The organism is Acetobacter oryzifermentans, assembly GCF_001628715.1.
Classification (GTDB): Bacteria; Pseudomonadota; Alphaproteobacteria; order Acetobacterales; family Acetobacteraceae; genus Acetobacter; species Acetobacter oryzifermentans.
In genome coordinates this window covers 1,178,260-1,191,216 of the sequence record NZ_CP011120.1, presented here as the reverse complement: position 1 = coordinate 1,191,216, position 12,957 = coordinate 1,178,260, and the positions used below count along the sequence as shown (strand labels likewise).

At 54.1% G+C, this 12,957-nt stretch carries 9 protein-coding genes; 6 read left to right on the top strand and 3 right to left on the bottom strand.

Annotated features, from left to right (window positions below):
* Positions 1–17: 17 nt before the first annotated feature.
* The 5 genes from WG31_RS05745 to WG31_RS05725 all read left to right on the top strand — a co-directional run bounded on the left by WG31_RS05745 (position 18) and on the right by WG31_RS05725 (position 6,957).
* Positions 18–2,249, top strand: a complete 2,232-nt coding sequence (locus WG31_RS05745) for an ATP-dependent helicase (protein WP_209439371.1) — start codon at positions 18–20, stop codon at positions 2,247–2,249.
* Entirely contained in the window at positions 2,249–3,169 is a 921-nt protein-coding gene (locus tag WG31_RS05740) for a 50S ribosomal protein L11 methyltransferase (RefSeq protein WP_006115125.1), read from the top strand. Before WG31_RS05745 ends, WG31_RS05740 begins: the two co-directional genes overlap by 1 nt.
* Before the next feature lie 42 nt (positions 3,170–3,211).
* Complete coding sequence (locus WG31_RS05735; protein WP_063353911.1) at positions 3,212–4,993, top strand: aminopeptidase P family protein; 1,782 nt, start codon at positions 3,212–3,214, stop codon at positions 4,991–4,993.
* 97 nt (positions 4,994–5,090) lie between these two features.
* Entirely contained in the window at positions 5,091–6,122 is a 1,032-nt protein-coding gene (locus WG31_RS05730; RefSeq protein WP_006115123.1) for an isocitrate/isopropylmalate dehydrogenase family protein, read from the top strand.
* Between the two features lie 97 nt (positions 6,123–6,219).
* The gene (locus WG31_RS05725) at positions 6,220–6,957 is read left to right on the top strand and encodes a hypothetical protein (RefSeq protein WP_063353910.1); all 738 of its coding nucleotides are present in this window, start codon (positions 6,220–6,222) and stop codon (positions 6,955–6,957) included.
* 19 nt (positions 6,958–6,976) lie between these two features.
* Here the strand turns inward: WG31_RS05725 and WG31_RS05720 are convergent, their stop codons facing one another.
* Positions 6,977–8,524 carry a peptide chain release factor 3 gene (locus tag WG31_RS05720; RefSeq protein ID WP_035351513.1) on the bottom strand — a complete coding sequence of 516 codons (1,548 nt, stop codon included), beginning with the start codon at positions 8,522–8,524 and terminating at the stop codon, positions 6,977–6,979.
* A 99-nt stretch (positions 8,525–8,623) separates the two neighbouring features.
* A complete protein-coding gene (rpsD, locus tag WG31_RS05715) occupies positions 8,624–9,241 on the bottom strand; it encodes a 30S ribosomal protein S4 (RefSeq protein WP_035351514.1) in 618 nt (205 codons plus the stop codon).
* 272 nt (positions 9,242–9,513) lie between these two features.
* On the opposite strand from rpsD, the gene WG31_RS05710 reads away from it, so the two are divergent.
* Positions 9,514–10,065 (top strand): HdeD family acid-resistance protein, encoded by a 552-nt coding sequence (locus WG31_RS05710; protein WP_063353909.1) that lies wholly within the window; start codon positions 9,514–9,516, stop codon positions 10,063–10,065.
* 80 nt (positions 10,066–10,145) lie between these two features.
* Here WG31_RS05710 and WG31_RS05705 read toward each other — a convergent pair whose 3' ends face one another.
* A complete protein-coding gene (locus WG31_RS05705; RefSeq protein ID WP_063353908.1) occupies positions 10,146–12,746 on the bottom strand; it encodes a cation:proton antiporter in 2,601 nt (866 codons plus the stop codon).
* Positions 12,747–12,957 lie beyond the last annotated feature (211 nt).

Here is a 12,957-nt window from a genome sequence, read left to right as displayed (position 1 = left end):
CATGCTTATATAAAGGCATGGTGAATACGTCCGAACACCCCTCCGCCCCGCTTTTTTCATCTCCGTCTGCATCGGGTGACAGTTATCTGGCTCGTCTTAACCCCGAACAGCGCGCTGCTATTGAAACAACGGATGGCCCTTTGCTGGTGCTGGCTGGTGCTGGCACAGGCAAAACACGGGTTTTAACCACCCGCTTTGCGCATATCCTGCTGACAGGCCGCGCCAAGCCATGGCAGATCCTGACAGTAACCTTTACCAATAAAGCTGCGCGAGAAATGCGTGAGCGTATTGGGCTGCTTTTGGGCAGTCCGGCAGAAGGGCTATGGTTAGGCACATTTCATGCCCTGTGTGCGCGTATGCTGCGCCGCCATGCCGAATATGTGGGGCTCACACAAAGCTTTACAATTCTGGATACGGATGACCAGCTGCGCCTGCTCAAACAGGTTATGGCCCCGTGGCAGATTGATATCAAACGCTGGCCTGCTCCTGGCCTTTTAGGCGTTATTCAGCGCTGGAAAGACCGTGGGCTTACACCAGAGCGCATTACCCCCTCCGAGGATTCGGACTTTGCCAACGGCCACGCCCGCGCCATTTACACCGCGTATCAGGCCCGCCTGAAGCAACTGAACGCCTGCGATTTTGGTGATCTGATGCTGCATGTGACCGAAATTTTGCGCACACGGCCTGATGTGTTGGCACAGTATCATCGCCTGTTCCGTTACATTCTGGTGGATGAGTATCAGGATACCAACACCATTCAATACCTCTGGCTGCGTCTGCTGGCCAAACACGCAGAAGGCCCGGCCAATATCTGCTGCGTGGGGGATGATGACCAATCCATCTACTCATGGCGTGGTGCAGAAGTTGAAAACATTCTGCGGTTTGAAAAAGATTTTCCCTCCGCCAAGGTTGTGCGGCTGGAACGCAATTATCGCTCTACCCGGCATATTCTGGGGGCTGCCGCAGGGCTTATCGCCCATAATAGCGAACGGTTAGGCAAGACACTTCGCCCTGGCAGAGAAGATGCAGAAGGTAAAAAAGTTAGCGTTCTTGGTGTGTGGGATTCGGATACAGAAGCCCGCATGGTATGCGAACAGGCAGAAAAACTACGCGCACAAGGCCACGCTTTAAAAGAAATAGCCATTCTGGTGCGTGCGGGCTTTCAAACCCGCGCGTTTGAAGAACGGCTTATGCAAACTGGCCTACCCTATCGCATTGTAGGTGGCCTGCGTTTTTATGAACGTGCAGAAATACGTGATGCACTGGCCTATATGCGCGTGCTAAGCCAACCGGCGGATGATCTGGCGTTTGAGCGTATTATCAATGTACCCAAACGCGGCGTTGGCCCTGCCGGGTTGCAAAAGCTGCATGCTGCTGCCCGCGCCAACAGCATGCCCCTTACCGGCGGCACGGAAAAGCTGCTGGAAGATAACGCGCTAAAAGGAAAATCCGCCGCCCATTTACGCCAGTTGATGGAAGCCTTTGCCAGCACACGCGATATTTTAGCACGTGAAGGCCATGTGGTGGCTGTTGAACACCTGCTGGAAGAAAGCGGGTATCTGGATATGTGGCGGCAGGACCGCTCCCCCGATGCGCCGGGGCGGCTGGAAAACCTGAAGGAACTAACACGTGCGCTGGCTGATTTTGGAACGCTGGGCGAGTTTTTAGAACACGTTGCCCTTGTGATGGATCATGATGAAAACGGGCAGGATGATTACCTGTCCATCATGACTCTGCATGGCGCCAAAGGGCTTGAATTCGATACAGTCTTTCTGCCCGGGTGGGAGGAAGGTGTTTTTCCCTCTCAACGCACGTTGGATGAAGGTGGCCTGAAAGGGCTGGAGGAAGAACGCAGGCTGGCTTACGTGGGCATTACACGCGCACGGCAGGAAGCCATTATCTTTCATGCTGGCCGTCGGCGTATTTACGCCAACTGGCAGCCTTCCATGCCCAGCCGCTTTTTAGACGAACTGCCAGATGAACACGTGGTTCGCCATGATGAAGGCGGTACGTTCCAACGGCAAGGCCTTAACCTTTCCGAATCCGTGTTTGATAACGGCCCCATTATTGCCCGCCGCAGAAAAGACCCCATGCTGGAAGCCGCACCGGCACTGCAACTGGGTGACCATGTACGCCACCCCCGCTTTGGGGAAGGCATCGTTATTTCGGCAGATCGGCACCATGTTGAAGTGTCTTTTGAATCTGTCGGCACCAAACGTCTTCTTTCATCCTTTATCGAGAAAATCTAATGGCTCCTCCTACCCGCCGTCATGCCACCAGCCTTGAAACCATTTCTGTCACTGTGCCGGAAGCGGCGGTGGAAGCTTACGAAAACGCCATTGGCAGCGTGTGTGCCACGGTTGGTATTTTTGAGGCCAACCCGGAAGGCACCTTGTGGCGGGTAGAAGGCGTGAAAGATACCGGACACCGGGAAGATGAACTAACCGCCAGCCTTGTGCTGGCCGAACTGACAAGTGGCGTTACCGCTCCACTGGAACGCACCAGCACGGAAGCAGAAGGCTGGCTGGCCCGTACGTATGAGGCTTTTCCCGAACAGGAAGTGGGACGCCGTTTTGTGGTGCGTGGCACGCATTTGCCCGATTCTAAAAATGCCACCCGAATTGTGCTCACGCTGGATGCGGGCGTAGCTTTTGGATCAGGCGAGCATGGCTCCACCCGCGGGTGCCTGCGCGCGTTGGAGCGTGTGGCTTACCGTCGCCCTCGCCGGATTTTGGATCTGGGCTGCGGCACCGGTATTCTGGCCATGGCTGCTGCGGCATTGCTGCACCAAAAGGTGCTGGCAGTGGATATTGAGCCGTGGTCTGTGCGCGTAGCGGCACAAAATGCCAAGCGTAACCAGCTTGGGCGCGTGCTTACATGCCGCTTGGGCAATGGGTGGCAAACGCCTGCTATCTGGAAGGCCGCACCGTTTGATCTGGTTTTTGCCAACATTCTGGCCCGCCCTTTGTGCCTAATGGCCAAAGATCTGGCACGGTATCTGGCCCCCGGCGGCACAGTTATTCTGGCAGGGTTGTTGCGCACACAGGTACGTATGGTGTTAGCCGCGCATCGGCGGCAGGGGCTGGTTCTTGAGCAGGAATTGACAGAAGGAGAATGGGCCACCCTTATTCTACGCCGTCCGGTTCTTCCTGTTCGAAAAACAGCCTGATCAGCCTTTTCTTTTCCTACGTTATTTCAGGACACAGTTTTCATGACGTCTGCATCTTCCGCCCGGTTGGCTGCGCTACGCACCCTTTTGCAAAACGAGGGGTTGGATGGCCTGATTGTGCCCCATAGCGATGAGTTTTTGGGGGAATACACACCAGCCTGTGCTGAACGTCTGGCATGGTTAACTGGTTTTACGGGCAGCGCAGGCATAGCCATTGTGCTACCCCATACAGCCGCTGTGTTTTCTGATGGTCGTTACATTACCCAGATGGATCAACAGGTGGACGGTACGTGCTGGCAACGCCTGCATATCAGCCAGACACCTCCGGCCATGTGGCTGAAGGAGCAAGCCAAACCAGAAACCCGCGTAGGTTACGATCCGCGTGTGATGAGTGCCGCGGAACTACGCCCGTTTGTAGCCCAAAGCGGCGTCATACTGGTGCCAACATCCCGCAATCTGGTGGATGATATCTGGGCAGATCGCCCGGCTTTTCCCTCTGCCCCAGCCTGTATGCACCCGCTGGCCTTTGCTGGCCGCAGCTCTGCCGAAAAACGGCAGGAAATTGCTGCAATTCTTACCCAGAATGGTCAGGATGCTGCGGTTCTGAGCGATTCCGCCTCTATTGCGTGGCTACTGAATATTCGAGGCTCCGATATTCCCTGCACACCCGTAGCTTTGGCATTTGCGCTGGTGCATGCAAACAACTCAGTCGATCTATTTATAAAGCCAGAAAAAATCCCGACAAACATTAAGGAATGGCTTGGCTCTTCCGTGCGCGTGCATGCACCGCAGGAGATGGAGCAGATTCTGGCAACCCTGAAAAGCAAAACCGTTGGTGTAGATCCTGCCAGCAATGCCGTCTGGTTTGGCCAAACGCTCACCTGCCACGGCGCAACAGTGCAGGAAACACCAGACCCGTGCCTGCTGCCCAAGGCCCGCAAAAACAAAGTGGAACAGATGGGCATGCGCACAGCCCATCTGCGTGATGGTGTCGCACTTTGTCGTTTCCTGCATTGGCTGGATACAAAGGGCCGCAACTGCACAGAGCTTGAAGCCGCCACACGGCTTGATGCCTTTCGTGCTGAAGGGAAGGACTACCGGGAGGAATCCTTTCCCGCCATTTCCGGTTCTGGCCCCAATGGAGCCATTATTCATTACCGCGTTACGCCGGAAAGTGACCGAAAACTTCAGAATAACGAAGTTTATCTGATTGATAGCGGTGGCCAGTACCCCGAAGGCACAACCGATGTTACCCGCACTGTCTGGACAGGCCCTGATGCGCCACCGGCCAGCTTGAAAGACGTATTTACCCGCGTGCTCAAAGGTAATTTACGTTTGGGCCGTGCGCGGTTTCCTGTTGGCACCAAAGGCCACGCGCTAGATGCACTGGCACGGTTTGACCTGTGGCAGGCTGGGTTGGATTATGACCACGGCACCGGCCACGGTGTCGGCAGCTTTCTTTCCGTGCATGAAGGGCCTGCACGTATTTCTAAAATGCCTTCTCCCATTACGCTGGAAGAAGGCATGGTGATTTCCAACGAACCGGGCTTTTACAAACCCGATGCCTACGGCATTCGTCTGGAAACACTGGTAATGATCCGCCGGAATGACATGCCGCATTCCGATCGAGCTTTTCTGGCATTTGAAACCCTTACATTGGCTCCTTTTGACAGGCGGCTGATTGACCTCGCCCTGTTAGGCCCGGAAGATACCGCCGTGCTGGACGCGTACCATGCTCAAATCTTGGATCAGGTAGGCCCTCACCTGCCATCTGATGCACAGAAATGGCTGAAAACAGCATGCGCACCTCTCAAGAGGCCGTGAGAGACGGAGTCTTTCCTCTCTGGTCACGAAATTGAGAATCGCATGCACCGTAAAACGGGCGCAAAACAGGCTACGAAGTTGAAGGGAGCTTCTCAGAATGACGACAGACAGCAAGACCATTCCAGCCACTCTTATTGCAGGTGATGGCATCGGCCCTGAAATTGTTGAATCAGTTACCGAAATTCTGGATACCGTTGGGGCCCCATTTGTATGGGATCGCCAACTGGCCGGTATGGCGGGTGTGGACGCGGTAAATGACCCGCTGCCCAAGCAGACAATTGAAAGCATCCGGCGCACTGGCCTGGCCCTAAAAGGCCCGCTGACAACTCCAGTTGGTGGTGGGTTTAAATCCATCAACGTAACCCTGCGTCAGGAATTTGGCCTGTTTGCCAACCTGCGCCCAACCAAAACCATCATTCCCGGTGGTCGGTTTGATGATATCGACCTTGTTCTGTTCCGTGAAAACCTTGAAGGTTATTACGCAGCAATGGAACATTACATTCCGGTAGGGGATGACCCCAAGGGCATTGCGCTAAGCTCTGGTTTTAACTCCCGCGCAGAATGCCGCCGGATTGTAAAGTTTGCCTTTGAATATGCGGTCAAGAATAACCGCAAAACGGTAACCATTGTTCACAAGGCCAATATCCTCAAACTGCTGACAGGCCTGTTCCTTGAAGAAGGCCGCAAGGTTGCAGAAGAATACAAAGGCCGCGTTGAATTCAATGAACGGATTGTAGATGCCTGCGCCATGCAGCTTGTCATCAACCCGTGGCAGTTTGATGTGATTGTAACCTCCAACCTGTTTGGTGACATCCTTTCTGACCTTACGGCCGGTCTGGTTGGTGGTCTGGGTATGGCACCGGGTGCAAACATTGGTGAAAAAGCCGCTGTGTTTGAAGCCGTGCATGGTTCTGCACCAGATATCGCAGGCAAAGGCATTGCCAACCCACTGGCTCTGCTGCTGGCTGCTGTTATGATGCTGCGCCACGTGAACCGTGATGATCTGGCTGATCGTATTGATGCCGGTATCAAAAAGGTTATCACCAACGGTACAGTGCGCACGAAGGATCTGGGCGGCAATGCCACCACAAAGGATCTGACAGCAGCTCTGAAACAGGCAGTTGCCTGATACTCAGCATTACGGCTGTTCAAAAAACCGATTGCGATGGAAAGGGAGCCCTTGTGGCTCCCTTTTCTTTTAACCGCATCTCACATTAGGGTAAGGCATGACCCGTTCTTTTGGTGGCCCATGGCCTGCCCTCCCCCTTTCTGCTTCATTCCGCATTGATGTAGAACCATCACCTCCGGCTGTTCCGGCAAATATCGAGCAGGAAATTACGCATCTCTGGCAGCAAGCCTGTGCAACAACGCCAGCCTTATTTAATGGCTGCGTCTTTTCGGCCTCCTGCGTAACGCGTACCGTTATTAAAGGTTACTGGACAGAGTATCGTCGCGTATTTGCGCAAATGAAGAACCCTGCGCTTTTTCCATTTTTGCGGCTGCAACCATTAGCTGTGGTCGGGTTAGTGCGTACGCCAGATGGATATGTATTAGGCCGCCGTAACCCATCATCTATCTATCAGGGAAATTTTTGGCAAAGCCCGCCTGCTGGTAGCATTGAAAAACGCACAGATGCCGAAAGTATCAATCTGGCCGAACAGATTTTAGCAGAAGCCACAGAAGAATTGGGGCTGGATGCCAAAAACCTACAGGTTGAACAGCCACTTATGGCAGTGCGGCACCCTCATACCCGCGTGTTGGATATTGGGCTTGTGTTAAAAACCCAGCTAACTTTTAAAAAAGTAGAAGAAATTTGGAGGCAACATGCCAATAAAGAATACGACATGCTGGCCTGCGTACCTGCCAAAAACGTAGCAACATGGCTGGAGCAAAACGCTATTCTGCCAACCAGCCAGTATCTTCTGCAACATGAGCAAAAAAGCAAAACACTGCGCACCATATGATGCGCCAGCGTTAAATTGCTTATTTAATTTCCACACCAATCTGCTTGATATCATGGAAGTTGATATCCGGGTTCTGTTCTTCCGTACGGCGCATCATAAATGCTGAGGTGGCCAGAAACACCGGATCATCATCCAGATCATCCGCCATGGCGGAGCGATGTGCAGCGGCAAAGGCCTCAATTTTTTCACGCGGGCCGGTAATCCAGCGGGCCAAAGAATACGGCGTGGAATCAAAACCAATGGCTACACCGTACTCTGCTTTCAGGCGAGATTGCAGCACATCAAGCTGCAAAGTACCCACAACGCCAACAATCGGCTGCGCGCCATCTTGCGGGCGGAACAACTGCACCACACCTTCTTCCGCCAACTGCACCAGCGCCTGTTTGAGCTTTTTGGCCTTCATGGCGTCATCCAGCCGCACGCGGCGCAGAATTTCCGGGGCAAAATGCGGCACACCGGTAAACTGGATATCTTCACCCTCTGTTAGCGTATCGCCAATGCGCAAGGTGCCGTGGTTGGGAATACCCACCACATCCCCAGCAAAGGCTTCTTCTGCCAGATGTCTATCCTGCGCAAAAAAGAACTGTGGCGTATGCACTGCAAAGCTTTTGCCTGTGCGCGTGTGTTTAAGGCGCATGCCACGGCTTAGCTTGCCGGAACAGATACGGGCAAAGGCAATACGGTCACGATGGTTGGGGTCCATATTCGCCTGAATTTTAAACACCAGCGCCGTCATGTTCGGCTCCGTGGCCTTTACCACACGGGTTTCTGCGGCCTGATCGCGCGGGGGCGGGCCAAAAGCCACCAGTGCATCCAGCAGATCGGTCACCCCAATTTCCTTGATCGCACTCCCGAAGAACACGGGGGTAAGGTGCCCGGCATCGAAGGATTCTTTATCAAACTCCGGCAGCGCGGCTTCTACCAGCTCCAGTTCCTCACGCATCTGCACAAGGCGGGCATCATCTTCTGGCAGATCAACCGTTGTGTGCAGTTTTTTGGTAAGAATATCGTAAGTGCCAACAAACGTGGCCGCGCGCCCCACCGGCCATGTGGCAGGAGATGTATCTAGCGCAAGGGATGATGCAATTTCATCCAGCAGAGCAAATGGATCCTGCGCCTCACGGTCCATCTTGTTGATGAAGGTAACAATCGGAATATCACGCAGGCGACAAATCTCGAACAGCTTGCGTGTACGATCTTCAATGCCCTTAGCAGCGTCAATCACCATTACGGCGGAATCTACGGCTGTTAAGGTACGGTAGGTATCTTCAGAAAAGTCTTCATGTCCGGGTGTATCCAGCAGGTTGAAGACACAGCCGCCGTAATCGAACGTCATGACCGAGCTGACAACGGAAATCCCACGGTCACGCTCAATGCCCATCCAGTCAGACCGTGTGCGGCGGCGTTCGCCCTTGGCGCGCACGTTGCCCGCCATCTGAATAGCCCCACCTGCCCGCAATATCCGTTCTGTCAGCGTGGTTTTACCAGCATCCGGATGCGAGATAATAGCAAAGGTCCGGCGGCGGGTAATGTCACTGCTAAGAGGGGCGGATGCGGTATCAGACATAAGGGCTCTGTTCCGAAACAAACATGAGTAAAAACGGCAAACGCCGGATGGAGAGAAATCCCTCCACCCGGCGCGGTATAAAACGAACCTAAACGCCGATTAACGGGAGTAGTATTCGACCACCAGATTCGGTTCCATCTGCACCGGATACGGCACATCGGAAAGCTGCGGGCCACGCAGGTACGTGCCCTTCATCTGGCGATGATCCACTTCCATGTATTCCGGCACATCGCGTTCGGCAGACTGCGCGGCATCCAGAACGATAGCCAGCTGCTTGGATTTTTCACGCACTTCGATAACGTCACCATCCTTCACGAGGTAGGAAGGAATGTTCATCTTTTTGCCGTTAACCAGAATGTGGCCATGGCTGATGAACTGACGGGATGCAAACGGCGTGATTGCAAACTTCATCCGGTACACAACGGCATCCAGACGGCGTTCCAGCAGGTTGATCAGGTTTTCGGACGTATCACCCTTGCGGCGCACGGCTTCCTGATAATAGCGGCGGAACTGCTTTTCTGTAATGTTACCGTAGTAACCCTTCAGCTTCTGCTTAGCCATCAGCTGAACGGAGAAGTCAGACGGCTTGCCCTTACGGCGCTGGCCATGCTGGCCCGGACCATATTCGCGACGGTTAACCGGAGATTTGGCGCGGCCCCACAGGTTTACACCAAGGCGACGGTTAATTTTATACTTGCTCTCAAGGCGCTTGCTCATAGTGCGCTCTTCTCTCTTAACAGGCGGAACATCGGGCAGATGTCCGTCGTTACACCGGTAGTCCCCGTCCACCACGGATCGGAGCGGGCGCAAACCGTATTACCAGCGGGGCGTGCTCCCCTTCTGGCCGATTTGTCCACATTCCCGGCAATGGAGGCAGGAATTACGAAACCCCGGGCGCAGTGTCAACTTTTTCCGTTGCGCTTTCTTCCATTCTGCAGTGCATAGTCGTGCAATCGACCCATAAAATTGAAAAGAAAGGATTACTCAGCATGCCATTTGCTAAAAAATGGGGGCTATTTGTGGCGTTGGGTCTCGCCCTTATTGTATTGGGCTTTATTGCCTGTATTGATGCGGTTTCCGTAACCCTTGCCAGCACCATATTTATTGGCGCACTGCTAATTGCTGCTGGCATTATGCAGATAGTACATGCCTTTGCTGTACGCGATTGGGGCGGCTTTATTTTTTCCCTGCTATGCGGGCTTCTCTACGCCGCTGGCGGTTACCTTCTTATAGAAGAACCAGCCACAGGTTCTGTTGCCATTACCATTTTTGTATCTGCCTGCTTTGTGGTTGTAGGCGTACTGCGCTGCGTTCTGGCCCTGCAAGCACGCGGTATGCCGGGCTGGGTGATTATTCTGGGTAGCGGGCTTATCAGCCTGCTTGTTGGCCTCTGCCTGTACTTTACCTTGCCGTGGTCTGGCCTGTGGTTGATTGGTACATTTGTGGGTGCAGAACTGATTGTAAGCGGCATAAGCTGGCTACAAATTGGCCTTGCCCTGCGCCAGAGCAATTCTGCGCCGCCACCCATTACCCGCCTATAAAATTTACGGCGTATATATACAAAAACGGCGCGGGCCTGTTGGCTCCGCGCCGTTTTTTATGCCCACATAATGAAGGCCGCTTATTTTTTTGGTGCGGATGAAGGCGGCAACTGGCTTTTGGGGGCCAACAGCATAAGCGCATCCTTGCCAGCATCATCCTCAACCTTACGGTTTGAGCCGGGCAAAAGAGCAATAGGCCGCTCGCCTGCTTCACGCTTGCGCAGGATGTTTTGAATGTTTTCCAGCACCACGGGGTAATCTTCAATCAAGCGCTGGAAGCGGCTGGCCGTAATCACCATGAAATGCCCAAACTGCACGGCACGGATGGTGCCGGGGCAACGCCAGCCATGCAAAGCCTCCTGCGCGCCTATCAGATCCCCTGCGCCATACAGCACATCGGCCCCCGCAACGTGGCTTTCTGCCAAACCGGCGCTAATAAAATAGATGGCGCCCATCTTGCGCCCTTTCCGGCAGATTACCTCCTGCGGGGCCACAAAACGCAAGGATGTGGTCGTGGCCAGATCATGCAGTTCTGCCCCCGGCAACCCCTTAAAGATGGCTGCATGTTTTAGCCGGTCTTCTATGCCACTGCGCAGATCAAAGCTCATCCGCTTGATCAGACGATGCCTGCGGCGTTCCAGCTCTTTCAGCAGTTCACGGCTAAGTTCATCACTGATAAGGGATTCTGAAAGCAGGGTTGTGTATTCTTCACTTTCCAGGCGCAGGGCAATCTGGCGGAAAATCCGGTTTTCCAGCGCCTCGGCATAGCCATGATAATGCAAGCGCAAGGTTTCCAGCGCCTCATCCAGCAACTTGCGCTGGCGAGAGAGCACCTCGGCCACAATTTCTCCAATACGGCTGCCCAATGTGGGCTCCAGCCGCTCGTGCATGAAACGTGTGAGAGAGATGGAAATGAAATGCGCCACCATCAGCATTTCAAACCGTTCCGCCATGCACAGCATCAGCGGCCGATCCAGATGCAAATGATTATGCACCCATTGCGCCGCCTTGAAGCGCAAAGATGGGCTCAGCCGTTTACGCAGCGCGCGCACATACCCCAAACGCCCTTCCAACCGTGCACCATCAATTGCTGCTTCGGAAGACCGTAGCAATGTTTCCATCACCCGGCGAGAAAGCCCCTGCATACGGAACAGATCCAGCAGCATGGAGCGTTCCTGACTGGCAATGGTAATCAGCGCCAGATTAACGCGCTGGATATCAGACAGTGCGCGGTCAAACTCATTAGCTGCCTGTTCTTCCTCTGCCCGGCGTTCTAGATGATCAACAACCGAGCGCGTGGCATCTGCGCTGAAACCAAGTTCATCCCCCAATTCCTTGGCGCGGTTGCACACATTGCCCAGCCCGATACTCAGCACCTGATGGCGCATGGCTTCATCAATGGGGGACAGACGATCCAACTTGAGAAACAGCACGAGGGAACGCAGCGTAGTTCCGTTAACAAGCAGCGTAATCAACACGAACCCGGTGGCAATAATACCGATAAAATGCGCAACCGGCGTGGAAACGTGTTCGTTTTCCGTAACGGCCAACGCCAGCGCCAATGTAATGGCCCCACGCAAGCCCCCCCACACCATTGTCACCTTAAATGGTGTAGGCACGGGTGGGGAAAGGCGTGTCCATGCCAATAGCGGCAACATGCCAAACACCACAGCCGCACGTGCAGCCAACCCCGCCACACTGGCAATAAGGATAAGCACCCAATCCCACCGGGTCATGCCCACCAGCAGGCGCGGTACAAGCATGGAGGCCAGCACAAACACCAAGGATCCCGCCCAAAAGACCAATTGCTGCCAAAGCTGGTTGAGAAACAGCCACGTTTGCGGCCGAATGGTGGATGGCCCGTACACAGACAGCGTAAGCCCTGCGGCAGCTGTGGCCACCACACCGGAAACTCCCAGAATTTCGTCTGAGAGGATGTACACCACGTAAGGCAGCGCCACTGTTAGCGTAATTTCCGCTGCCGAACTGGCAATAGCGGACATCATGACCAATGTGAGCCGCCCGACAACCACCCCAACAATAAGCGCCCCCACAAAGGAGACCACGAAGGAGATCAACGCATCACCCAGATGGATGGCTTTATGCAGCGTGACGGAAGGCAGCAGAATGGAAAAGATGGAAATAGCCGCCGCATCATTCAGCAGCGCCTCGCCCTCCACCAGTCGTGTCAGGCGTGTTGCAGCCCCGATATCTCGGAAAATCCCGGCCACAGCGGAAGGGTCAGTCGTGGCCACAATAGATCCAAGCAGCAGGCAGACCACCAGCGGCATCTGGGCAAAGGGATACAACGCAAAGCCAATAGTGGCCGTGGCAATAACAACCGCCACCACAGCCAGAAGCAAAACAGTACCTGTTTCATGCGCAAGACGCCGCACATCAATGGCCAACGCGCCCTGAAACACCAGCGCGGGCAGAAAGATGAGCAGAAATTCTTCACTGTTCAGCGGGAAATCAAGCAGCGCCTCTGCAATGCCATTGAAGGCCGAAGTGTGGGAACTGCGCAGAGCCACATCTGCCAAAGACCCGATGATAATACCCACAATAGCCAGCAGAACCGTTTCAGACAGTTCCAGCTTGCGCGCAATGGGCTGCACGGTGCTCACCACCACCAAAAGCAGCGCAATAACAAGCAGTACCGCTGCCAGACCCGTTACCGCCATGCCACGCTATTCCCTATATCCAACACCAACATCCATACTGCCTGAGCCGTTATCATCATGATAAGGCAAGGAAATGGCAGCTTCCGCATTATATACGCGTTATCCCTAACATGGCATGCACTGCCCTAGCCATATTACCCAAAGCATTGGCCTCATTATTCACGCATTTTCTTGCCATTATGTGAACGTATCGGGCTTGCACGCCACATAT

Excerpts from the sequence above, each read along its gene's own strand:
- WG31_RS05745 (WP_209439371.1), top strand. The coding sequence starts at position 18 with ATGGTGAATACGTCCGAACACCCCTCCGCCCCGCTTTTTTCATCTCCG.
- WG31_RS05740 (WP_006115125.1), top strand. The coding sequence starts at position 2,249 with ATGGCTCCTCCTACCCGCCGTCATGCCACCAGCCTTGAAACCATTTCT.
- WG31_RS05735 (WP_063353911.1), top strand. The coding sequence starts at position 3,212 with ATGACGTCTGCATCTTCCGCCCGGTTGGCTGCGCTACGCACCCTTTTG.
- WG31_RS05730 (WP_006115123.1), top strand. The coding sequence starts at position 5,091 with ATGACGACAGACAGCAAGACCATTCCAGCCACTCTTATTGCAGGTGAT.
- WG31_RS05725 (WP_063353910.1), top strand. The coding sequence starts at position 6,220 with ATGACCCGTTCTTTTGGTGGCCCATGGCCTGCCCTCCCCCTTTCTGCT.
- WG31_RS05720 (WP_035351513.1), bottom strand. The coding sequence starts at position 8,524 with ATGTCTGATACCGCATCCGCCCCTCTTAGCAGTGACATTACCCGCCGC.
- rpsD (WP_035351514.1), bottom strand. The coding sequence starts at position 9,241 with ATGAGCAAGCGCCTTGAGAGCAAGTATAAAATTAACCGTCGCCTTGGT.
- WG31_RS05710 (WP_063353909.1), top strand. The coding sequence starts at position 9,514 with ATGCCATTTGCTAAAAAATGGGGGCTATTTGTGGCGTTGGGTCTCGCC.
- WG31_RS05705 (WP_063353908.1), bottom strand. The coding sequence starts at position 12,746 with ATGGCGGTAACGGGTCTGGCAGCGGTACTGCTTGTTATTGCGCTGCTT.